The sequence below is a fragment of the Dactylosporangium darangshiense genome (genome assembly GCF_039537565.1).
GTDB classification, from domain to species: Bacteria; Actinomycetota; Actinomycetes; order Mycobacteriales; family Micromonosporaceae; genus Dactylosporangium; species Dactylosporangium darangshiense.
Map to the genome: position 1 here is coordinate 150,642 of NZ_BAABAT010000014.1, position 21,566 is coordinate 172,207.

Genomic DNA, 21,566 nt, shown 5'->3' on the forward strand with positions numbered 1-21,566 from the left:
CCGTTGCTTCGCACCGCAACGCCGCGGCACTACCTGATGGTCCGGCCCACCTACTTCGACGTCGAGTACTCGATCAACCCCTGGATGGACCCCGGCAAGCCGACGTCGACCGAGCTCGCCATCGCCCAGTGGGGCTGGCTGCACGACCTGTACGCCGACCTCGGCCACCGGGTGGAGCTGCTCGATCCGCGCCCGGGCCTGCCCGACATGGTCTTCGCCGCCAACGGCGCAACGGTGCTCGACGGCCGCGTCCTCGTCGCGCGGTTCCGCTACACCCAGCGCACCGCCGAGGCCGCCGCGTACCTCGACTGGTTCGCCGCGCGCGGCGGCTACGCCGAGGTCCGCCAGGCGCAGTGGGTGAACGAGGGCGAGGGCGACTACCTGGTCGCCGGCGGGCGCCTGCTGGCCGGCACCGGCTTCCGCACCAACCCGCGCGCCCACGACGAGTCCGCCGCGTACTTCGGCGTGCCCGTCACCGGCCTGACGCTCGTCGACCCGCGGTACTACCACCTCGACACCGCCCTGGCGGTTCTCGACGCCGACGAGGTCATGTACTACCCGCCGGCCTTCGCGCCCGAGAGCCTCGAGGTGCTGCGCTCGCTGTACCCCGATGCGATCACGGCCTCGGACGAGGACGCCGCCGCGTTCGGCCTCAACGCCGTCTCCGACGGCCGGCACGTGGTCCTGCCCCAGGCCGCGACCGGCCTCATCGCCCAGCTGCGCGAGCGGGACTTCGAGCCGATCGGCGCCGACGTGTCCGAGCTGCTGAAGGCGGGCGGCAGCGTGAAGTGCTGCACCCTGGAGCTGCGCCATGCTTGACACCGGCGTGGCCGCAGACGCCGTCCGGGACTCGCCGCAGCGCCCTCGGCCGGCCCTGCGCGCCGTCCTGGTCGGCCTGGTGCTCGTGGTCGTACCGCTGGCGCTGATCGTCCCGCTGCTCGGCCTCGGCCCGGACGGCGGCGACTCGCCGGCGTCCGCGGCCCCGGCCTCGGCCGCCGACCCGTTCGCCAGGCTGCTCGTCGCCCTGCCGGTCGTCCTCGCCGCGTGTTACCTGGCCGGCCGCCTGGCCCGGCGCGCCGGCCAGCCCGAGGTCATCGGCGAGATCGTGGCCGGCGTGCTGCTGGGCCCGTCGCTGCTGGGCCTGCTGTGGCCGGCCGGCTTCGCCTGGCTGTTCCCGCCCGCGGTGGTGACCGCCGTCAACACGCTCGCGCAGCTCGGCCTGATCTTCTTCATGTACCTGGTCGGCACCGAGATGAACCTGGACTCGGTACGCCGCCGCGGCCTCGTGGCGGCGACCGTCAGCCAGGTCAACCTCGCCCTGCCGGCGCTGTGCGGGATCGCCCTGGCCCTCGGCATGTACCCGTCGTTCGGCGAGGGCGTCGGCTTCGTCCCCTTCGGCCTCTTCCTGGCGGTGGCCATGAGCGTGACGGCATTCCCGGTGCTGGCCCGGATCCTCGCCGACCGCGGCCTGACCGAGACCCCGCTGGGCGCCCTCGCCCTGACGTGCGCCGCGATCGGCGACGTGGTGGCGTGGTGCGTGCTGACCGTGGTGACGGCGCTCGCCCGCAACGGCGACCCGTCGGCGGTGATCGTCACGATCGCCCTGACGCTGGCTTTCGTGGCGGCAATGGTCTTCGCCGTCCGCCCGCTGCTGGCCCGCCTGCTGAGCGGCCTCACCCCGGCGGCGACCCTGCCGATCCTCCTGGGCGGCGTCATGCTCAGCGCCCTGGCCACGAACGAGATCGGCATCCACCCGATCTTCGGCGCCTTCCTCTTCGGCGTGATCGCCCCGCGCGCGCTCCCTTCGGTGACCGAGGCGTCGCACCGCATGCAGAGCGTGACGGTCACGCTGCTGCTCCCGCTGTTCTTCGTGTACACCGGCCTGCACACCCGCTTCGGCCTCATCGGCACCGACGCCCGCCGGTGGGCGTGGTGCGCCCTGATCGTCGCGGTGGCGGTGCTGAGCAAGTGGGGCGGCACCGCGGTCGCGGCCCGTTTGACGGGCACCGACTGGCGGGAGTCCCTGTCGCTGGGCGCGCTGATGAACTGCCGCGGCCTGACCGAGCTGGTCGTGCTGAACATCGGCCTGCAGCTGGGCGTGATCAGCCCGACGGTCTTCTCGATGCTCGTCATCATGACGCTGGTCTCGACGATCGCCACCGGCCCCGGCCTGTCCCTCGTGGCGCGCCTGCGCCGCGCACCCGCCTGAGCGCGGCAAAAGGCGGCGGCCACGCCCCGGGTGGATGTGGCCGCCGCCTTCTTCCGGTCGGCGTCGGGGTCAGGCCGAAGGCTGGTGCTCGGTGATGAACGGGCGCAACGCGTCGCGGAGCAGGTCGCGGTCCTTCGACGAGATGGACTCGCCGCTCCAGGGCTCGGACAGGTCCAGGGTCTCGCCGCTGTGCAGGGTGATGGTCAGCTTGATCGGGGTCTGCTTGTGGATCGCGGCCGTGCGGATGTCCTCGAACGGCACGAAGCGGTAGCGCTTCGCGAGCTCGTGGACCGGGGCCGAGCGCATCACGCGCACCAGGCGGTCGCGGCCGCCGCTGGTGTCCTTCGGGCCGGGCATCAGCATCAGGCCGTTGTTCAGGATGAACAGGTCGAAGTACAGCTTGCCCGGTGCGTGCAGGTTGGCCAGGCCGCCCAGGACCTCGGAGCCGTCGGCGCTGGCCCGCGTGGACTGCTGGCGCACCGCGGACAGGTTGATGCCGAGCTCGGTCAGGCGCTCGCGGGCCGCGGGGACCGAGTCGGGCGCGGCCGCCAGGCGGGCGACCTCGCGGATCGGGATCTCGGTGCCGTCGGGGCGGGAGAAGCGGGCGCCGGAGCTCCAGGAGTGCCGCCAGCGGCCGACGCCGCCGGCGCGGGCGGCCAGGGCGATCGCGGCGCCGATGCGCTCCGTGAGGCCCGACTGGCGCTCCTCGCGGTCGCCGTGCGGCTCGACGGCGCGGGCGAGCTCGTCGGCGCGGCCCTGCTCGACCAGGTGCAGGACGAGGGCCAGGTCGCCGGCGGGAGCGCCGGCCAGGCGGGCGGCCGCGCGGAACAGGGAGTCGGCGCCGCGCTGGGCGCCCACGGCGATGCCGGCGTCGGTCAGCTCCTCCCAGGGCAGCAGGGTCTTGCCCTCGATGGCGAGGGCGTGCTGCTGCAGGCGCATCGAGAGCGCGGCCGGGTCGGCCAGCAGGGTCAGGGCCGGACGGTCGTCGGAGGCGGCGCCGGAGTCCGGCATGGCCTCCATCGCGCGGATGCGGTCGGCGATCGGCGGGTGGGAGTCCCACTTGGACTTCTCGGCCGGCGGTGCGCTGTCGCGCAGCTCGGCGAGCTCGCCCTGGCGGCCGTTCAGCAGCATCGTGAAGCCGCCGAAGACGTCGCGCGGGGCGAGCTTGGCCTCCCAGCCGATCGTGACGTACCGGCCGACGAAGAAGTTCCACGCGGCGTCGACGACGGGGAGGTCGCGCATGGCGCTCACCGCGGCGGAGCGGCCGGCGATGCGCACCGAGAACTCGTCGGCCTCGTACTCCATGCGGCGGCTCACGGCCTGCTCGACCAGGACGTAGAGGCGCGCATAGAGCTGGAAGATGCCGCCGACGATCGTGGTGGGGCCGATCTGCACGATGGTCTGCACGATCGCCATCCGGCCGCGGTGGGCGAGGGCGCCGAGCTTGGTGTGGCTGCCGGAGTAGTGGCCCAGCTCGTGCGCCAGGACGGAGCGCAGCTGGTCGACGGTGAAGGCCTGCAGCAGCGGCAGGCCGACGTACATGATGCGACGGCCGCCGGCGAGGCCCAGCAGCGAGGTGTGCTCGGCAACGGCGGCGTTGACGTCGGGGATGAGCCGGATCTCGTCGGGGGCGCGGGTGCCGACCCGGTGCGCGAGGTCGTGCGCGGTGTCCCACAGGCCGCGCGCCTCGTGCGGCGGCAGCGGCAGGCCCTCCGGCTCGCCGGGCTTGGCTCGGATGATCTTCCAGAACGCGACAAGCAGGCCGCCCGCGATGGCGAGGGTCACGTAGCTGAACTTGCCGGCGGCCACGCCGGGAAACTCCTGCCACAGCCAGATGGTCAGCCAGCCGAGGAGGGCGATCAGCACGATCGCCAGCAGGTAGAACCCGGCGAGCAGCGCGACGGAGATCGCCGCGCGGATCGTCGTCTTCATAGATGTCAGGTCCCTCGTGAGTGTGAGTGGACCACATTATGCGCAGCTCAGGTCGCCCTGTCTGTCCCGTGCAGGTAGGTCAGCACGGCCCGGACGCGGCGGTTGGTGTCCCCGTCGTCGGCGGCGAGGCCGAGCTTGGCGAAGATCGTCGTGGTGTACTTGCTGATCGCTCCCTCGCTGAGGTACAGGCGGCCGGCGATCGCGGCGTTGGACAGGCCCTCGGCCATGAGCGCGAGCACCGAGCGCTCGCGCTCGGTCAGCGTGGCGAGCGGGTCGGCGTGCGCGGGCCGGCCGAGCAGCTTCGCGATCACGGCCGGGTCGAGGGCGGTGCCGCCGCCGGCGACGCGGTCGAGGGCGTCCATGAACTGATCGGCGTCCAGGACGCGGTCCTTGAGCTGGTAGCCGACGCCGCCGTGGCCGTCGGCGAGCAGGTCTCGGGCGTACAGCTGCTCCACGTGCTGCGACAGGATGAGCACGGGCAGTCCCGGCCGCTGCTGCCGTGCGGCGAGCGCGGCCTGCAGGCCCTCGTCGGAGAAGGTCGGCGGCAGCCGCACGTCGACGATCGCCACGTCGGGTGCGTGGCCCAGGAGCGCCTCGAGCGTCTCCGGCCCGGTGCCGACCGCCGCGACGACGGTGTGCCCGTAGGCCTGTACGAGGCGCACCAGCCCGTCGCGCAGCAGGAACAGGTCCTCGGCTATGACAACGCGCACGGCACCGCCACCGTGATCCGGGTCGGCCCGCCGGACGGGCTGTCGATGTCGAGCCGGCCGCCGAGGGCCGCCAGGCGCCGCTCGATGCCGCGCAGCCCGGTGCCGCCGCCGGCGCTCGCCCCGCCGCTGCCGTCGTCGGCGACGACCGCGGTGAGCGTGCCGCCGGTGTGCTCGAGCTCGACCGTGGCCCGGCGGGCGTGCGCGTGCTTGGCCACGTTGGCCAGCAGCTCGGAGACGGCGAAGTACACCGCCGCCTCGACCGGCCGCTCGGCCCGCCCCGCCACGGCGCTGCGCACGTCGACCTCGACCGGCGCGTCCAGCGCCAGGGCCCGCACGGCGTCGACGAGGCCGCGCTCGGCGAGCACCGGCGGGTTGATCCCGCGCACCAGCGAGCGCAGCTCAGCCAGCGCCGCCACGGAGGAGGCCCGAGCCTCGACGAGGATCTCCTTGGCGGTGGCCGGGTCGGCCTCGAGGAGCCGCTCGGCGGCCTGCATCGACAGCCCCATCGCGACGAGCCGCGCCTGCGCGCCGTCGTGCAGCCCGCGCTCGATGCGCTCCAGCTCGGCCGCCTGCGTCTGGGTCATGTCGGCCCGCAGCGCCTCCAGCTCCGCCACCCGCCGGCGCTGGTTGGGCCCGAGCAGCCGGCGGGCGAGCGGCCCGAACACCCGCCAGGCGAACGGCGCGGCGGCGAGCCCGGCCGCGATCGCGACCGCGCCGTAGGCGGCGAGGCCCGGCGTCACCGCGAGGTAGGCCCCGCCGGCGAGCGCGAGCCACGGCAGCAGCGCCACCGGCCACACGCCGAAGCCGGCCGCGAGCGCCCACACCCCGTCCCAGTGCACCTGCGGGTCGTGGAAGCGCGCGTTCATCCTGGCCCGGCGGCGCGCCTCCCGCTCCGAGCGGTGGTACTCCTGCCCGTCCCACCAGAACCCGGTCGCCATCCGCGCCACGGGCGCCACGGCGCCGTACTCGACGTCGAGGTGCAGCCCGAGCCACCGCCGGGCGAACCGGCGCGCGGCCTGGCTGAGCGGCCGGCTGGTGAGCACGTGCACCATCCACATCGCCGCGGCGACCCACATGACGACAACGAGGGCCTCACCGACGCCGACGAGCGCCCGCACGACCAGCGGCGCGCTCAGGTGCTCCGACCAGGTGCGCACGAACCCGGCCCCGAAGACCGCGACGGCGATGCCGGTGACCGGCAGTGGGGCGGTGAGCGCCGCCAGCACCGCGGACCGGTACAGCCCCGTCGGGATGTTCATTGCGTTCATTTTGCCAAGCTATTGCCCGCCGGACCGGCCCAGGTATCCCGTTACGCCCCGCCTGCGGTGGGTCCAGCCCCACCCTGAGACCCGAGTCACATTTCGGCCAAGCGCATCACGTTCCGGGCGATGCCATCGCTCTCAGGATGCGAACCGCGACAGGAGGCACCAAGATGTCCGACCCGACCACGCAGGCGTTCAGCGAGCACCGCGAGCTGCTGTTCTCCATCGTGTACAACATGCTCGGCACCGTCGCCGACACCGAGGACGTGCTGCAGGAGACGTGGCTTTCGTGGGCGGACCGCAGCCGCGACCCGGAGGCGGGCCCGGTCGAGCATCCGCGCGCCTACCTGGTGCGCATCGCGGTGAACCGGGCCCTCGCACAGCAGGCCACCGTCAGCCGGCGCCGCGAGACGTACGTCGGGCCGTGGCTGCCCGAGCCGCTCGTGCGGCCCCTGCACAGCGATGCCGAGGACCCGGCGGAGCGCTCCGAGTCGGTGTCGATGGCGCTGCTGGTGGTGCTGGAGACGCTGACGCCGCTGGAGCGGGCCGTGTTCGTACTCCACGAGGTGTTCGGCTACGCGCACACCGAGGTCGGCGAGATCCTCGGGCGCAGCGCACCGGCGATCCGGCAGGTCGCCCACCGCGCCCGCGAGCACGTGCAGGCGCGGCGGCCGCGGTACGAGCCCGACCCGCGCGTGCGCCAGGAGGTGACCGAGCGGTTCCTGGCCGCCGCGACCGGAGGGGACCTCGACGCACTGATGGAGCTCCTGGCGCCGGAAGTGACCCTGTGGGGCGACGGCGGCTCGCAGGGCGCCGGGGGATCCCGGCCGATGCAGGGCCGCGACCGGGTCGCCCGCCTCATCGCCGGCATCGCGGCGCGTCCCGGGCCGGGTCTCGACATCGTGTACCGCAGCGTGAACGGCGACCCGTCGGCGCTGCTGCGCACCGGTGACACCGCCTACGCCGTGGTGGTGCTGGACCTCGCGCCCGACGGGCGCCACGTGACCGGCATCTACGTCGTCGCCAACCCCGACAAGCTCACGAACGTCGACTGAAGGCAGGACAACCGACCATGCTGCGCAACATCGCAAGGCTGCCCGGCGGCCGCGTGACCAAGTGGATCGTCGTGGCCGTCTGGGTCGCGGTGCTCGTGCCGGCCCTGATGCTGGCGGGCCGGCTCGGCGGCGTCGAGCAGAACGACAACTCGGCCTGGCTGCCCGGCGACGCGGAGTCGACCGAGGTCGTCGCGCGGGCCGAGCGCCTGCAGCCGGCCGACACCGTGCCGGCGATCGTCATCTACGACCGGCCCGCGGGCGTCACGCCGGCCGACCTGGACAAGGCCAGCGCCGACGCCGAGGCCTTCAAGGGCATCCCGGAGGTCGTGGGCGAGCCGCAGGGGCCGCAGGCGTCCGCGGACGGGCAGGCGATCCAGACCGTGGTACAGCTGCGGAAGGGCCAGGACGGCTGGGAAGGGCTCGGCAAGGCCGTCGACGCGCTCACCGCCATCGGCACCGCGGACGCCGGCGGCGTCGGGTTCCACGTCACCGGGCCAGCCGGGCTCGCGTCCGACTCGATCAAGGCGTTCGGTGCGGGCGGGGGGCTGACCACGATCACCGCGCTGGTGGTGGTCGCGATCCTGCTGCTGACGTACCGCAGCCCGGCGCTGCCGCTGCTGCCGCTGCTGAGCGCGGGCGGGGCGCTGGTGGCCGCCGAGGCGGTGATCTACCTGCTCGCGCGGCACGCGGGCCTGGTGGTCAACAAGCAGACCAGCTTCATCCTGACCGTGCTCGTCTTCGGCGCCGCGACAGACTATGCATTGCTGCTGACGTCGCGGTACCGCGAAGAGCTCCGCCGCCACGAGGACCGTCACGAGGCGATGGCCGAGGCCCTGCGCCGCTGCGGTCCGGCGGTCGTCGCGAGCGCGGCGACCGTCGCCGTGGCCCTGATGCTGCTGAGCCTGGCCTCCCTCAACTCCACCCAGGGCCTCGGGCCGGCCTGCGCGATCGGCATCATCGTCGGCCTGCTCGCCATGCTCACGCTCATGCCGGCCCTGCTCGTCATCTGCGGCCGCTGGATCTTCTGGCCGGTTCGCCCCGCCTACGGCTCCGCGGAGGCGCACGAGGGCACGGCGAAGCGGGACGGGCTGTGGACGCGGGTCGGCGCCGCCGTCGCCGCGCGGCCCCGGGCCGTGTGGGCCGGCACCGCGCTCGCCCTGGCCGCCCTGTCGCTCGGCGCGCTCGGCCTGCGCGCCGACGGCCTGGCCAGCAGCGAGCAGTTCACCGACCGGCCGCCGACGGTCGTCGGCGAGGAGATCCAGGCGCGGCACTTCCCGGCCGGTTCGGGCGATCCCGTGTACGTCGTGAGCTCCGCCGGCGCCGCGCAGCGGGTGCGCGCCGCGCTCGCCGCCGTGCCGGGCATCGCCGGCGTCTCCGACCCGCTGGTGCGGGACGGCCAGGCGCTGCTGCTCGGCGAGCTCGCCGACGACCCCAGCAGCACCGCCGCGATGCGCACCGTCGAGCGGGCCAGGGCGGCGCTGCACGGGATCGAGGGCGCCGAGGCGCAGGTCGGCGGCAACACCGCGGTGCTGCTCGACACGCAGCAGGCGGCCGAGCGCGACTCCCGGGTCATCATCCCGATCGTGCTCGTCGCGGTGCTGCTCATCCTCGCCCTGCTGCTGCGTGCGCTGGTCGCGCCGCTGCTGCTGATGGCGACCGTGGTGCTGTCCTTCGGCGCGGCCCTCGGCGTGAGCGCCCTGGTCTTCGAGCACGTCTTCGGCTTCGCCGGCGCCGAGGCCTCGTTCCCGCTGCTCGCGTTCGTGTTCCTGGTCGCCCTTGGCATCGACTACAACATCTTCCTCGTCACCCGGGTGCGCGAGGAGGCGCAGCGGCACGGCACCCGCCGCGGCGCGCTGACCGGCCTGTCCGCGACCGGCGGCGTGATCACGTCGGCGGGCCTGGTGCTGGCCGGCACGTTCGCGGCGATGGGCTCGCTCCCGCTGGTGTTCGCCGCCGAGCTCGGCTTCGCGGTGGCGTTCGGCGTGCTGCTGGACACGATCGTGGTGCGCTCGGTGCTGGTCACCGCGCTGACCCTCGACGTGGGGCGCTGGATGTGGTGGCCGTCCGCGCTCTTCCGGCGCCGGGACGAGGACCGGCCCGCGGTCGCCCTCGCCTCACGCCCGGATCGGCTGCCCGCGGTGGTCGGTAGTGCGGAGGATGCGTGAGCCAATGTCCGGCGCGACCCCGGCGGCGGGCCAGCTCCTCGATCGCCAGGTCGCAGACGCCAGTAGCGGCGAACACGAATGCGACCCCCGGCGCTCCGCGTAGCGTTGATGACGTGCCCGAGCTGCTCGCCGCCGTCGCGCGTGACCAGTGCCTGAGCCGGGTCCGCGCAGCTGACCGGCCCATCGGCGCCGCGCGGTACGGCCACATGTTCCCCGGCCTCGAACCGCTGGTCACGGACCCCGGCCTGCTGATGCGCGCCGGCGACAACGGCGGCGTGTGTGCCGCCGACCCGTCGGCGTGCGAGTGCCCGGCCGACGACGCCACCGAGGCCGCCGGGTGGCCGTTCTTCGGCCAGCTGGTCGCGCACGACATCACCGCCGACCGCTCACCCGTAGCGGGCGGCGTGGACCCCGAGGCACTGCGCAACGCCCGCGCGCCGCGGCTGAACCTGGAGATGATCTACGCCGACGGCCCGATCGGCGCGCCGTACCTCTTCGACCTCGACGACCCGGCCAAGTTCCTGCTGTCGCGTGACGGCGGCGACGTGCCCCGCAACCGCCAGGGCGTGGCCCTGATCGGCGACCCGCGCAACGACGTGCACCTGTTCTCCCTCGCCCTGCACGTCGCCCTGCTGCACGCGCACAACGGCCTCGTGGACCTCCTGCGCTCCAACGACGTCCCCGAGCCCGACGTCTTCGACCGCGCGCGGATCACCCTCATCTGGCACTACCAGTGGATCGTCGTGCACGAGTTCCTGCCCCGCCTGGTGGGCGGGGCGCTGGTCGACGAGATGCTGGCCGAGGGCGGCCGGTTCTTCACCCCGCATCCGGCCGGGGCGTACATCCCCCTGGAGTTCGCCGACGCCGCCTACCGCTACGGGCACGGCCAGATCCGCCACGCGTACCGCCTGGTCGCCGGCGGCCCGCAGTTCCCGCTCTTCCCCGACCTCGCCGGCTTCGGCCCGCCGGCGCCGGACCGCCGCCTCGACCTCTCCCAGATCTTCGACGTGCCCGGCCGCCCGCCGGCGCAGCGGGCCAAGCGCCTCGACGGCCGCCTCCCCGCGAGCCTCATCGGCCTGCCCGAGCGGGTGACCGGCGCGGTGTCGGCCGCCGCGCACCGTTCCCTAGCCTCGCGCGACCTGCTGCGCGGCGGCAGCACCGGCCTGCCGAGCGGCGAGGCGGTGGCCGAACTGATCGGCGTGGCACCGCTGACGCCCGACGAGCTGGGCCAGGCGTGGCCGGGCGGCACTCCGCTGTGGTTGTACATCCTGAAGGAGGCCGAGTGCCGCGGCGCCGGCGACCGCCTCGGCCCGGTCGGCGGGCGGATCGTGGCCGAGGTGCTGATCGGCCTGCTGCGCGCCGACCCGGCGAGCTACCTGTCCCTCGACCCGGGCTGGTCCCCGAGCCTCCCTGCCGCCGGCGCGACCTTCGGCATCAGCGATCTGATCACCCTCGCGGGGTGACCCGCGCATCGCGCTGGGTAACGGTGGAACGGGATGGAACGCCACTGTGGTGTGACCCAGTTGTGGCTCGAGCTCGAGGCGAGGCCGGGACGCGCCCGCACCGCCCGCCTCACCATCACCGACGAGGGCGTCTCCGTCAGCGGCAGCGCGTTTCGCTGGCCCGACATCACCCGCGTGCTCTATCAGGCGGTCGACCAGCACGTGAACGGTGCGTACCTGCACACGAGCTTCTCGATCGGCGTCGGCGACGCTCGGCGTACCGCCACGTTCATGATGTTCTCGGGAACCACAGGCCCGCTGAAGACGCGGGTCGACCACGCCACGCGCAACGCCTACCAGGAGCAGTGGGGCCGGGCCGTCGACCTCGTCGTGCAGCACGCCGGCGAGCGCGTGGTGACCGAGGCCGTCCTGGCCGTGCGCGGCGGCGCCGCGGTCGAGATGTCGGGCCTGCGCCTCGATCCGCAGGGCATCCACAAGGGCGGCCTGTTGCGCAGGACGATCGCGTGGCCCGAGTACGCCGGGGTCCGCCGCGAGAACTCCTACCTGCACCTGCTGGCGCACCACGGCGAGAAGGAGCGCTCGCGCATCCAGGTCCCCAACGGCGCCTGGAACGTCGCCCTGCTCCCACGGGTGCTGCAGGCCCTGACCCGCTAGTGCGGTGGCCACAAACGTTGGCCGGGTCGGCGTGGCGACCGAATTCTGTCGTACCTGTGTGCTAAACCGTGGGCATGCCTCGCCGCCGTGACCTGGATGCGCCGCGGGTGGTGTATCGCACCGCTCGGGTCGGGTTGCGGTTGACCGCGGCGCAGCGGCGGCGGTGTTTCGGGCTGCTGCGGTCGGCCGGTGATGTGTGGGCGTGCGTAATGGAGGTCAATGCGTGGCGACGCCAGCGCCGGGATGCGCCGCTGGTGTCGTATCAGGGGCTGTGCCGGGAGCTGGCCGCGTCAGGGCCGGGGACGTTCGGGGACCTGGACAGTACTGGGGCCCGCTCGGTGCTGCGCCGTTACTCCGATGCCTGGTTCGCCGCGGCGAAACGCCGCCGGGCCGGTGACAGTTCGGCGCGGTTTCCGCGGCGGCGTCGGGGCTTGGTGCCGGTGCGCTGGTATCACGGCACCTTCACCCTCGACGGACGCCGACTGCGGCTGCCGTAGGCCGGCCGGCGGTGCGGCTGCGGCTGGACCGGACGGTGCCCTACCCCACCGAGCAGGTCCGATCCGTGACCCTGCTGCATGACGGCGGCCGGTTGTGGGTGGAGGTCACTGCTGAAGTCCCGATCGCCACCTACCCGGCCGGTGCCGGACCGGACCCGGGCCGGGTCGCCGGCGTCGACCTGGGCATCATCCACCCCTACGCCGTCGCCGGCCCCGACGGGCAGGGACTGCTGGTGTCCGGGCGGGCGATCCGCGCCGAGCACCGGATGCACCTAGCCGACACCAAGGCCCGCCGCCACGCCACCGCCGCACACGCACCGAAACCTGGGCAGCGCGGGTCACGCCGCTGGCGCAAGGCCCGGCGTCGGGCCCGGCTCGTCGAGGGCCGGCACCGCCGCCGGGTGCGGCAAGCGCAGCACGAGGCGGCCAAGACCGTGATCGCCTGGGCAGTCCAGCAGCGGATCGGGACGTTGACCGTCGGCGACCCCCGCGGCGTGCTCGAACACGACGCGGGACGGCGGCACAATCTGCGGCTGCGGCAGTGGCAGATCGGCCGGAGCATGGCCATCCTGCGCGACAAGGCCGAACTCGCCGGGATCAGCCTGCGGCTGGTCGACGAGCGCGGCACCTCCTCCACCTGCCCCGCCTGCCGCCGCCGCATCCGCAAACCGGCCGGGCGGACCATGACCTGCACCCACTGCAACATCTCCGGCCACCGCGACCTGTTCGCGGCGGCCACCATCGCCACCCGCACCCCGGGCAGCGGGAACACCACCACCGCGGCGGTCCTGCCGCGTGTGCTCACGCACCGTCGAGCGGGACGGCACCTTCCCGGTGCCGGACCGTCCCGGCGTGACCCCCGCCGACCACACCCACCACCAGCAACAGCAGCGGCGGTGGGCGTGGTCGGCCGGAGGGTCGGTTGGCCGGCTGAGGCCCGCCCCACCACCGGTGGGGAGTCGCTCGACCGCAACCCCGCGGCGAGGAACCACAAACACCCACCCAACCCGGTGAACGTTTGTGGTCACAGCACTAGTCGCCGGTCAGGCCCGCGTCGCGGGCGATGACGATGGCCTGGGCGCGGTCCGCGACCTGCAGCTTGGTGAAGATGTTCGACACGTGGTTGCGGACCGTCTTCTGCGACACGCCCAGCCGCTCGGCGATCTGCGGGTTCGTCAGGTGCCGCGCGATGTGCGCGAGGATCTGCCGCTCCCGCTGGGTCAGCTCCGGGAACGGGTCCGGTGCGGTGCGGTCCAGCGAGGCGAAGTACCCCATCAGCCGCGTCGCGATCGCCGGGCCGAAGATGGCCTCGCCGTCCGCGACCACCCGGATCGACCGGATGATCTCGACCCGGCGGGCGCCCTTGAGCACGTAGCCGCGCGCGCCGGCCCGCACGGCGGCGAAGACCGAATCGTCGTCGTCGGCCATGCTCAGCACCAGCACGCGCACGTGCGGCATCGTCGCGGCGATCCGCTCGGTCGCGGCGATGCCGCCCATGCCCGGCATCACCAGGTCCAGCAGCACCACGTCCGGCTGCAGCCGCGGCAGCGCGGCGAGGGCCTCCTCGCCGCTGGCCGCCTCACCGCACACGTCGACCTCCGGGCTGGTCGACAGCAGTGCCCGCAGCCCGGCCCGGAACTGGTCGTGGTCGTCGACGACGAGCACCCGCACCGGCTCGCTCATCGCCCCGCCCCCAGCGGCAGCCGCGCCGACACGCTGGTGCCGCCCGGGGACGAGCCGACGGTCAGCTCGCCGCCGAGCTCCGCCGCCCGCTCCCGCATCGAGTGCATGCCGACCCCGCCCTCGTCCCGTCCCGTTGTCGTGCCGCGCCCGTCGTCGGTCACGCTCACCCGCAGCCAATCGTCGTGCACGCCCAGCCGCAGGCGCACCGTGGTCGCGCCCGCGTGCCGCCGGGCGTTCGCGAGGGCCTCCACCGCGATCCGGTACGCCGCCACCTCCGTCGCCGCCGGCAGCCCGGGCAGCGCCGCCGGGGCGTCGAGGCTGACCCGCGGGCCGTCCGCGGCGGGCCACCCGGCCAGGTGCGCCCGCAGCGCCCCGACCAGCCCGAGGGTGTCCAGGGCGGGCGGGCGCAGCCCTTCGACGAGCCGCCGCACGTCGGCGACCGCGGTCTGCGCGTCGGCGACGATCTCCTCCAGCAGCCGCCGGGCGTCGTCGGGGTCGACCTCCTGGGCCGCCTCCGCGCGCATGGTCAGCCCGGCCAGGGTCGGGCCGAGCCCGTCGTGCAGGTCCCGGCGCAGCCGCCGTCGCTCCTCCTCGCGCGCCATGACCAGCTGCTCGCGGGAGCGCTGCAGCGCCGCGGAGTACCGCACGGCCTGCACCGCCACCCCGATGTGCCCGGCCAGGTCGGTCAGCAGCCGCAGGTCCCGCGGGCCGAGGGCCGTCTCGCCGGGGCGGGGGCCGAGCCGCAGCGCGCCGACCGGCTCGCCGGCGGCGACGAGCGGGACGGTGACCGGGTCGGCGGGGCGGGTCCCGAGCTCGTAGAGCGGGCCGGCAGCGACCTCGATGCCGACGTACGACAGCCGCAGCGCCTCGCGGACCGTGGCGGTGCTCGCGGCCAGGATCGCGCCGGGGTCGGGGACCGCCGCCAGGCGCTCGCCGAGCCGGGCGAGGACGGTGTACGGGTCGTCGCGTTCGCCGTACACCAGCAGGTTGACCCTGCGCTGCAGCCACTGCCGCAGCCCGCCGAGCACCAGCGCGGCGGCGACGGCGGCCAGCACCGACGACGCGCCGAGCACCCCGACGGCCAGCAGGTAGGCGCCGGTGACGAGGGCGGTCAGGGTGGCGAACGCCGCGGTACGGCTGATGAGCAGATCGATGTCGAACAGCCGGTGGCGCAGGACGGCCACGCCGATCCCGGCCGGGATGAGTGCGATCGACAGCCCGCCGGCGACGTCCCACGGCGCGTCCGCGGAGGGCCACACGTTTGCCGGCCGCGCGTCGAGCAGGCCGGCCGCCAGCCGCGCCAGCACCACGAGGGCCACGATGCCGCAGGTGTACCCGAGCCAGCGCGCCTGCTGCCGCCGCACGCTGTCGGGGCCGAACGCGCGCCGGGCCACCACGGCGGCGCCGGCCACGAACACCAGCCCGGCCGCGATCGTGAACGCCGTCTCGGCCAGCGCCGCGGCACCGGCCATCGCCTCGACGCCGAGCGGGTTCGCCGGCGCCTGCGGCCGCACCTGGTCGTTCGGGCCCGGACGGACGGCGCCGGTGACGGCCGCGAGGACGGCGAGGGCGCACAGCGCCCGCACCGGCCAGCGCCAGCCGCGCAGGAGCCGCCCGTCGGGGAAGTACGCCGGTGCGAGCGCCAGCCCGAGGTTCGCCGGCACCCACAGCCACGTCTGCGGCCAGGCCAGCGCGGTGACGCCGGCGACGGCGGCCTGCCCGCAGGTCTCGAGCACCGCGAACGACAGCGCGCTGCCCAGCAGCAGCCATCCGACCGGGTTGCGGGCCCGCCGCTGTGCGACGAGCCCGCCGGCGACCGCGCACGCCGCGACCGCAGGCAGGTAGGCGAGCTCGGCGGCGGGCGCGCCGTTGCGCGCCGCGAGCGCGCCGGCCACGACGACCAGGGCCAGGCCCGCGACACCCAACGCCCCCGCCCTCATCGCTCGCACGTTAGTCGACGTGCGTCTTTCGGGGCCCGGCGGCGGCGAAGCCGATCCCGGCGACGAGCACCCACACGCTGCCCGGGAACAGGGCGCCGTACTGCGCCGGGAACGCCTGCGTCGCCGCCACCAGCACCGCGCAGAGCCCGCTGACGACCGCCAGCCACCGCGCCACCGACCCGTGCCGCAGCCCGCCGACGGCGACCGCGCCGGCCGCGATCCCGGCACCGGCCCACAGCCACGGCAGCGTGTTGTACACCTCGACGAGCCCGGCGATCGTGTCCGGGTCCCACCGCTGCGGCTCGCCGAGGGCCCAGTACAGCTCGGTGCAGATGCCGCCGCCGACGACGAGCAGCACCGCGACGAGCCCGACGCCGCCGGCCGCGACGGCGGGCACGAGGCTCCCGGCCGGCTCCTGCGCGGCCAGGTGCCGCCGCAGCCCGGCCGCGAACACCAGCAGCAGCGCCGCGACGACGAAGCACACCACCTGGGTGCTCCACACATAGCCGCGCTGCCCGGCGACCGCCGCGACCACGAGCGCGTTGTCCTTGATTCCGTCGCCGACGTCGGCCGTCAGGCTGGTCCCGGCAAAGAGCCCGACGAGGCCGACGAGCCCGCCGGCGGCACCGGCGAGCGCCCAGCCGCGGCCGGTGCGCTGCACGATCATTGAAGTAGTCATGGCGGTACCGTCCCGGGTCCCCGACCCGGCCGGCACCGCCCGAGCGTCCCGCCCGCCCGGGAACTTTGTCCCGGGCGGGCGGGGGATCAGGCCTCGGCCGGCTCGAGCGCGTCCTCGGCGCGCTCCGGGCTGCCCTCGGCGAGGCCGCGGTCGATCGCGCGGCGCGAGGCGAGCCACAGCGCGACGCCGACGAGGAACACGATGCCCTCGGTGACGGTCAGCGCCCAGATGATGCCGGGCAGCCCGAACCAGAGGTTGCCGAGGAGCACGATCGGGATGAACAGGACGCCCTGCGCCATCGACATCACGATCGCCGGCGCCGAGCGCCCGGTCGCCTGGAACAGCGACGTGATGAGGCCCCGGAACCCGTTCACGATCATCGCCACGAGCTGCGCCATGAGGATCGTGACGCCGATGCCGAGGACCGACCGGTCGGCGGAGAACGCGGAGAGCACCTGCTCGCGGAAGGCGAACACCGTGGTCGAGAAGACCAGCGCGATGGCGCCCACCGTGATCGCGGATCCGCGCAGCGCCGACATGAGCCGGCCGCGGTCGCCCTTGCCGTAGGAGTAGGCCAGCAGCGGCAGTACGCCGATCGTGACGCCCATCACCAGGAACTCCGGCACCTGCGCGATGCGCACCGCGACGCCCATGGCGGCGAGCGGGCCGTCGCCGTAGGCGACCGCGAGGCGGTTGAGCACCAGTGCGGTGACGATCAGGAGGGCGGACTGGAGCAGTTCGCCGACGCCCACGCCGAAGACGGGCTTCAGCACGGCGGGCGAGAGCGTGAACCAGCGCGGCGCGAGGCTCACGTGCTCGCTGTGCCGCTGCAGCCAGAAGGCGAAGTAGGCGACGCTGACGAGGTTGCCGAGGCCGGTCGACAGCGCCGCGCCGGCGACGCCCCAGTGCAGCACGAGGATGAACAGGACGTCGAACACGAGGTTGGCGACCGTGGACGCGATGAGCCCGATCATCGCCTGGCGCGCGGCGCCCTCCGCCCGCACGAGCTGCTCGAGGCAGAACGCGGCGGCGAGCACGGGTACGAAGGCGAGCATGACGGCGACGTAGGCGCTCGTCGCGGGCGCGGCGGTGGCATCCGCGCCGAGCAGCGACACGAGCGGGTGCAGCAGGAGCAGCCCGGCGCCGCCGAGCGCCGCACCGGCGATCACCGCGCCCCAGAGGGCGGACGACGAGACGCGCCTGATCTCGCCGGCCCTGGTGGGATCGCGTTCCGCCGCGCCGAGCAGCCGTGAGATGAGCGCGCTGCCGCCGACGCCGAACACGCCGCCGACCGCCATGACGAGGCCGAGTAGCGGCGTGCCGAACGTGATCGCGGCGAGGAGCGCGGTGTCGTGCAGCGAGCCGATGAAGCCGGCGTTGATGACGTTGTAGACGGCGCCGACGATCATCGCGGCGGCCATCGGCACGCACAGGTGCACCAGCGCCCGGGCGATGGGTGCGGCCGAGAGGTACCAGCGGTTGGTGCCGACGGCGTCGGCCTTCACGGTGGCGTCGAGGGTCGAGGTGCTCATGGTGGCTCCTTTTCCGGGCAGGCTCCAGCGCGCGACGGCGTCGGCCGGCGCGTTTGCGGGCAGGTTGGATCGCGCGACGGCGGACGCCGGCGCGGGGGAAAGACGTCGGGGATTCCCCGGTTACTACCGGGTCGGTTGCGGCAGCTCCGCGGCGATCTTCACGAGCAGGGCGTGCAGGGCGGCCCGCTCGTCCGGGCTCAACGGCCCGAGGATGCTCTCGTCGGCGTCGGCCATCGCGGTCTCGAGCCCGGAGATGAGCTCGGCGCCGGCCGGTGTCGCGTAGACCCGTTTGCTGCGCTCGTCGCCGCGCTCGGTGCGGCGCTCGACGAGGCCGCGGCGCTCGAGCCCTTGCAGCAGGCTCGTGACGCTGGCCGCGCTGGTGCGGCTCATCTGCGCGATGTCGCGCTGGATCGCACCGGGGTTCTGCACGAGATACCCCAGGACGAAGCCCTGCTCGAAGGTGAGCTCGCGGGCCCGGACCCAGTCCTCGGCGGCCTTGCGCTGCGCCCATCCGATCCAGCGGACCAGCTCGAGCGTGGTCGTGAGCTTCGGTGCTTCCATACTTAGAAAGCTAACCGTTAGAGTTCTAACTGTCAAGGCTCGAACTATCCGGCCCGCGGAAGCGCCTTGGTCCAGACGTGGAACGGGGGGGATCCGTCCCTACGTCTGGACCAAGGCGGCGTGCGTCAGTTGGTGACGGTAATCCGGACCGCGTCGAAGGCCGGGGTCTCGTTGGCCTTCTGCATCATCGGGATGCGGTGCGAGCCGTCGCCGGCCCAGGCCGCGCACTGGGCGGTGCCGGCGGTGGGCATGCCCGTGATGTTGATGGTGACGACGTCCGGCTGGGCGCCGCCGCCCTTGTCCTCGGTGGCGACGAAGAACGCCGGCGCCACGCTCGGGTCCGGTGCGACGCGGGTGCTGGCCAGCATGCGGCACGCGGTGTGGAAGTGCCCACGGGTCAGGCCCTCGGCCGTCAGGAAGGCGCTCTCGAGGTAGTAGCCGCCCGCCGCGGCGCCGAGGAACCGGTCGCGGACCAGGTTGCGGGTGCTGACCTCGATGGTGAACGTCTGGCCCACCCGGACCCGCTGCGGCGCCCTGGTGATCAGCAGCGTCGGGTTCTTGTCCTGGCTGCTGACCTCGCCGAACGCCGTGCTCACGCACCGCGGCGCGTTCTGGAAGCCGTCGTGCGCCAGCAGCTTGCTCTGGCTGCAGTCGTTGCCGAGCGTGTCCAGCGTGACGCCGGTGCTGCTGCCGGCGCTCGGTGCGCCGGTGCTGCCGTTGCCGCCGGTGGTCGGCGGGACCGCGGGCGGGGTCGGGCAGTGCGGGTTGACGCGCCGCCAGCTGGGCCGGCCCGCCACCTGGCCGTCGCCGACGTGGTTGGTGACCTGGCGGCCGTTCTGCGTCCCGCCGTTCACGTCGCCGGCGGTCTGGCCGGGCTTGGCGACGTCGCCGGCGGCCGGGTCGGCGGCCTCGTTGTCGGCCGAGGCGCTCGCGGAGGGCTTGGCGGAGGCCTTCGCGGACGAGGAGCGGCCCGTCGCGGCGCCGGTCGCGGGCGCTCGCCCGGTGATCGTCGGGCAGGCCTGGCTCCCGCCACCGCGCTGCGGCCATCGGGAGGTGGCCGCATCCGAGATCTGGGTCACCAGGAGGCCGGCGAAGAAGGCGAGCACCGCCGCGCCGACTGATACCAGTCGCAGGCGGCGGAAGACTCCGGGCCTGTCCTCGTGCGAATCGTCCGGCTCTTCGTCCCACTGCCGCGGTGCGGCGAACCTTCGCATGACGGAACCTCTCTCATTCCTATCAGGCGCCGAATGCTCGGCGCCGCCGGCACTGGCCGGAAAGCGGCTCGACCTGGTTTCCGGATTTCAAAGTAGGATTCTTGATTGACCATCGTCAAGTGCCGGAGGATAAACTAAAGAACTCTAAAGCCTGTCGAAAGAATGCCGGAGTTTACGCATTTGGGCAGCCCAAGGCCCATTGGAAATTGATTGATGATGCCGATCGTCAAGAAACGGATTCGGCCATGCTCTTGTCTTCCGCCGGTGTTTCCGGAGCGGATTGCGGGGCGGGAGCGGCCGCTCTGCGGCGGTCGAGCACCAGGCCGAAAATGCAAATCGCGGCGATGAGGAGCAATGCGAGCAGGCTCCAGCCGAGATATGAGCCACCGCCCTTGTCCGCGCCGTCGCCGTCGCCGGCCGCCGCGGCCGCAGCCGCCGTCGCCTCGGGGGTCGCGCCGCCGTGCCCGGCCGCGTGCCCGCCCTGGCCCGCCGGCGCGGCCTTCAGCACCAGCACCGGCGCGGTGCGCTCGCCGTGCGCACCCGTCCAGCGCACCTGCGTGCCGTCCGAATTGGTGAGCACGACGCCGAAGGACAGCTGCGCCACGGCCGGCAGCGGCCCGATCGCCAGGTACAGCTCCGTCGTGCCGCCCGGCGCCAGCGCCTTGTCCGGCATCGCGACCCACTTCACGGCCGTCGTGACGTCCGTGATCTGGTACCCGTGCAGCGACTCGACCGGCTTGTCGATCTTCACGTTCGTCATCGCCGGTGCCCAGTCGGCGACCGACACGGGGTACACCTCGGCGATGGGCGTGTCGGCCGGCAGCTGCACCTCGACCGCGGTGACCGAGGCGGTCCGGCTCTCGTTCGTGATCCGGAAGGTCAGGTCGGCGGCGCCGCCCTGGTCCGCCTCACTCGGCGTGACGGACACGTCGGCCGAGGCCGGCGCCGCCAGGCCGAGGACGGCCGCGAAACCGGCCCCGGCGATGGCCGCTCGGACGCGCCACCGCCGACGATTGCGACACTCCGCCTGAATGGACTCCACGCCAGGTTGTTCGGGCGCGAAGGTCGAAGAGTTCAAGCCCTCGACCAAGAATTTTTCGCCGTGACCTACAGTGCCCGGACCGGCGCGAGGCGTCAGCCGGCGCGTTTCGCGTCGACCCGGCTCAGGACGGTGCCGACGAGGCGGCGCCAGTCCGCGGTGAACTCCGGCCCGGTGTTGTGCTGACCCACCCAGTACGCCGCGTAGCTGGCCACGACGATCGCGTTGCCCTGGCCGACCACGGCGACGGCGACGTCGGCGGTGCCGGGGTTCCCCGGCTCGTACACCTTGTGCCGCACCGCCACGAAGCCCGTCCACCCGCCCGAGGTCAGCGGCTCGATCGTGCTCGTCTCGGTGTACCCGGCCTCGGCCGTGTCGTCGCGCGGCCCGGCGCTCTTGGACGCGCTCGGCGGGCACGCGTCCATCGCGTCCTCCAGCGACGTGAACGCCGCGTCCATCGCGGCCGCGTCCTTGTACACGAGCCCGAGCTGGTCGAACGCCTGAGCGCCCTTGTCGCCCTCGTCCGCGATCGACGCGGCGACCACGGTCGGGGAGCCCGGCACCGGCGGCCGGCCCGCGACCCCCGGGCAGAGCGGCATCAGGCTCGTCGCCGGCGGCGACTGCTCGGGCCGCTTCCACGTCGACCCGACATCGGCCGGCTGGAGCACGCCGGCCTGCAGCATCGCGGTCGTGTACCTGCCGCCGTCCGGCGCCGAGCCGCCCGAGCACCCCGCCAGCGCCGCCGCGACGCTTCCGGCCGTCACGATCCGCAGCAGTACCGTGGCTATCGACACCAGCCCATCCTCCCCAACCGGCCGACTGACTCGCCAGCAACCACTACGTGGAAAAGGGCTCGAGGGATCGATCCGGCCGGGATCTCGGCCCAGTACCACGACCGGACGTGCCCCGCCGGTCGCTGAGTCCGCAATCGGATATTCGCCTTTCGTGATCTGTTCTGCACTCGGCGCGAT

General features: G+C 73.8%; 19 protein-coding genes. 8 read left to right on the top strand and 11 right to left on the bottom strand.

The window, feature by feature from the left end:
- Nucleotides 1-3: 3 nt before the first annotated feature.
- Together ddaH and ABD901_RS25750 are read left to right on the top strand one after the other, a co-directional pair.
- Nucleotides 4-819: a dimethylargininase gene (gene ddaH / locus ABD901_RS25745; protein ID WP_345129891.1), complete on the top strand. Its 816-nt coding sequence runs from the start codon at nt 4-6 to the stop codon at nt 817-819.
- A complete protein-coding gene (locus ABD901_RS25750) occupies nt 812-2,209 on the top strand; it encodes a cation:proton antiporter (protein WP_345129893.1) in 1,398 nt (465 codons plus the stop codon). Before ddaH ends, ABD901_RS25750 begins: the two co-directional genes overlap by 8 nt.
- Nucleotides 2,210-2,278: 69 nt before the next feature.
- Here the strand turns inward: ABD901_RS25750 and ABD901_RS25755 are convergent, their stop codons facing one another.
- The 3 genes from ABD901_RS25755 to ABD901_RS25765 are packed head-to-tail and all read right to left on the bottom strand — an operon-like array spanning nt 2,279 to nt 6,110.
- On the bottom strand, nt 2,279-4,141 hold the full coding sequence (locus tag ABD901_RS25755) for a M48 family metallopeptidase (RefSeq protein ID WP_345129896.1): 1,863 nt from the start codon (nt 4,139-4,141) through the stop codon (nt 2,279-2,281).
- 47 nt (nt 4,142-4,188) lie between these two features.
- Nucleotides 4,189-4,851, bottom strand: a complete 663-nt coding sequence (locus tag ABD901_RS25760; RefSeq protein WP_345129898.1) for a response regulator transcription factor — start codon at nt 4,849-4,851, stop codon at nt 4,189-4,191.
- Complete coding sequence (locus ABD901_RS25765; protein WP_345129900.1) at nt 4,836-6,110, bottom strand: sensor histidine kinase; 1,275 nt, start codon at nt 6,108-6,110, stop codon at nt 4,836-4,838. The genes ABD901_RS25760 and ABD901_RS25765 overlap by 16 nt, the downstream gene beginning before the upstream one ends.
- Before the next feature lie 173 nt (nt 6,111-6,283).
- On the opposite strand from ABD901_RS25765, the gene sigJ reads away from it, so the two are divergent.
- The 6 genes from sigJ to ABD901_RS25795 all read left to right on the top strand — a co-directional run bounded on the left by sigJ (nt 6,284) and on the right by ABD901_RS25795 (nt 13,014).
- Complete coding sequence (gene sigJ, locus ABD901_RS25770; RefSeq protein ID WP_345129901.1) at nt 6,284-7,168, top strand: RNA polymerase sigma factor SigJ; 885 nt, start codon at nt 6,284-6,286, stop codon at nt 7,166-7,168.
- A 17-nt stretch (nt 7,169-7,185) separates the two neighbouring features.
- Nucleotides 7,186-9,333, top strand: coding sequence for an MMPL family transporter (locus tag ABD901_RS25775; protein ID WP_345129903.1), 2,148 nt, complete (start codon nt 7,186-7,188; stop codon nt 9,331-9,333).
- Between the two features lie 113 nt (nt 9,334-9,446).
- Nucleotides 9,447-10,796, top strand: a complete 1,350-nt coding sequence (locus ABD901_RS25780) for a peroxidase family protein (protein ID WP_345129905.1) — start codon at nt 9,447-9,449, stop codon at nt 10,794-10,796.
- Nucleotides 10,797-10,829: 33 nt separating this feature from the next.
- Nucleotides 10,830-11,450: a hypothetical protein gene (locus ABD901_RS25785; RefSeq protein WP_345129907.1), complete on the top strand. Its 621-nt coding sequence runs from the start codon at nt 10,830-10,832 to the stop codon at nt 11,448-11,450.
- 209 nt (nt 11,451-11,659) lie between these two features.
- Nucleotides 11,660-11,947, top strand: coding sequence for a hypothetical protein (locus ABD901_RS25790; RefSeq protein WP_345129909.1), 288 nt, complete (start codon nt 11,660-11,662; stop codon nt 11,945-11,947).
- Nucleotides 11,948-11,958: 11 nt separating this feature from the next.
- Nucleotides 11,959-13,014 carry an RNA-guided endonuclease TnpB family protein gene (locus ABD901_RS25795; protein WP_345129911.1) on the top strand — a complete coding sequence of 352 codons (1,056 nt, stop codon included), beginning with the start codon at nt 11,959-11,961 and terminating at the stop codon, nt 13,012-13,014.
- Here ABD901_RS25795 and ABD901_RS25800 read toward each other — a convergent pair.
- The 8 genes from ABD901_RS25800 to ABD901_RS25835 all read right to left on the bottom strand — a co-directional run bounded on the left by ABD901_RS25800 (nt 12,980) and on the right by ABD901_RS25835 (nt 21,389).
- On the bottom strand, nt 12,980-13,630 hold the full coding sequence (locus ABD901_RS25800) for a response regulator (RefSeq protein WP_345129914.1): 651 nt from the start codon (nt 13,628-13,630) through the stop codon (nt 12,980-12,982). The genes ABD901_RS25795 and ABD901_RS25800 overlap by 35 nt on opposite strands.
- Nucleotides 13,627-15,570 carry a sensor histidine kinase gene (locus ABD901_RS25805; protein WP_345129916.1) on the bottom strand — a complete coding sequence of 648 codons (1,944 nt, stop codon included), beginning with the start codon at nt 15,568-15,570 and terminating at the stop codon, nt 13,627-13,629. Before ABD901_RS25805 ends, ABD901_RS25800 begins: the two co-directional genes overlap by 4 nt.
- A gap of 10 nt (nt 15,571-15,580) precedes the next feature.
- The gene (locus tag ABD901_RS25810; protein ID WP_345129918.1) at nt 15,581-16,249 is read right to left on the bottom strand and encodes a hypothetical protein; all 669 of its coding nucleotides are present in this window, start codon (nt 16,247-16,249) and stop codon (nt 15,581-15,583) included.
- Between the two features lie 86 nt (nt 16,250-16,335).
- On the bottom strand, nt 16,336-17,781 hold the full coding sequence (locus tag ABD901_RS25815) for an MATE family efflux transporter (protein WP_345129920.1): 1,446 nt from the start codon (nt 17,779-17,781) through the stop codon (nt 16,336-16,338).
- A gap of 123 nt (nt 17,782-17,904) precedes the next feature.
- Nucleotides 17,905-18,342, bottom strand: coding sequence for a MarR family winged helix-turn-helix transcriptional regulator (locus ABD901_RS25820; protein ID WP_345129922.1), 438 nt, complete (start codon nt 18,340-18,342; stop codon nt 17,905-17,907).
- Nucleotides 18,343-18,467: 125 nt separating this feature from the next.
- Nucleotides 18,468-19,556: a Pecanex-like protein 1 gene (locus tag ABD901_RS25825; RefSeq protein WP_345129924.1), complete on the bottom strand. Its 1,089-nt coding sequence runs from the start codon at nt 19,554-19,556 to the stop codon at nt 18,468-18,470.
- A gap of 226 nt (nt 19,557-19,782) precedes the next feature.
- Complete coding sequence (locus tag ABD901_RS25830; protein WP_345129926.1) at nt 19,783-20,598, bottom strand: DUF1775 domain-containing protein; 816 nt, start codon at nt 20,596-20,598, stop codon at nt 19,783-19,785.
- 92 nt (nt 20,599-20,690) lie between these two features.
- Nucleotides 20,691-21,389 carry a hypothetical protein gene (locus tag ABD901_RS25835; protein WP_345129928.1) on the bottom strand — a complete coding sequence of 233 codons (699 nt, stop codon included), beginning with the start codon at nt 21,387-21,389 and terminating at the stop codon, nt 20,691-20,693.
- Between the last annotated feature and the right edge of the window lie 177 nt (nt 21,390-21,566).

Excerpts from the sequence above, each read along its gene's own strand:
- ABD901_RS25750 (WP_345129893.1), top strand. The coding sequence starts at position 812 with ATGCTTGACACCGGCGTGGCCGCAGACGCCGTCCGGGACTCGCCGCAG.
- ABD901_RS25755 (WP_345129896.1), bottom strand. The coding sequence starts at position 4,141 with ATGAAGACGACGATCCGCGCGGCGATCTCCGTCGCGCTGCTCGCCGGG.
- ABD901_RS25765 (WP_345129900.1), bottom strand. The coding sequence starts at position 6,110 with ATGAACATCCCGACGGGGCTGTACCGGTCCGCGGTGCTGGCGGCGCTC.
- sigJ (WP_345129901.1), top strand. The coding sequence starts at position 6,284 with ATGTCCGACCCGACCACGCAGGCGTTCAGCGAGCACCGCGAGCTGCTG.
- ABD901_RS25775 (WP_345129903.1), top strand. The coding sequence starts at position 7,186 with ATGCTGCGCAACATCGCAAGGCTGCCCGGCGGCCGCGTGACCAAGTGG.
- ABD901_RS25785 (WP_345129907.1), top strand. The coding sequence starts at position 10,830 with ATGGAACGCCACTGTGGTGTGACCCAGTTGTGGCTCGAGCTCGAGGCG.
- ABD901_RS25790 (WP_345129909.1), top strand. The coding sequence starts at position 11,660 with ATGGAGGTCAATGCGTGGCGACGCCAGCGCCGGGATGCGCCGCTGGTG.
- ABD901_RS25800 (WP_345129914.1), bottom strand. The coding sequence starts at position 13,630 with ATGAGCGAGCCGGTGCGGGTGCTCGTCGTCGACGACCACGACCAGTTC.
- ABD901_RS25805 (WP_345129916.1), bottom strand. The coding sequence starts at position 15,570 with ATGAGGGCGGGGGCGTTGGGTGTCGCGGGCCTGGCCCTGGTCGTCGTG.
- ABD901_RS25810 (WP_345129918.1), bottom strand. The coding sequence starts at position 16,249 with ATGACTACTTCAATGATCGTGCAGCGCACCGGCCGCGGCTGGGCGCTC.
- ABD901_RS25815 (WP_345129920.1), bottom strand. The coding sequence starts at position 17,781 with ATGAGCACCTCGACCCTCGACGCCACCGTGAAGGCCGACGCCGTCGGC.
- ABD901_RS25820 (WP_345129922.1), bottom strand. The coding sequence starts at position 18,342 with ATGGAAGCACCGAAGCTCACGACCACGCTCGAGCTGGTCCGCTGGATC.
- ABD901_RS25825 (WP_345129924.1), bottom strand. The coding sequence starts at position 19,556 with ATGCGAAGGTTCGCCGCACCGCGGCAGTGGGACGAAGAGCCGGACGAT.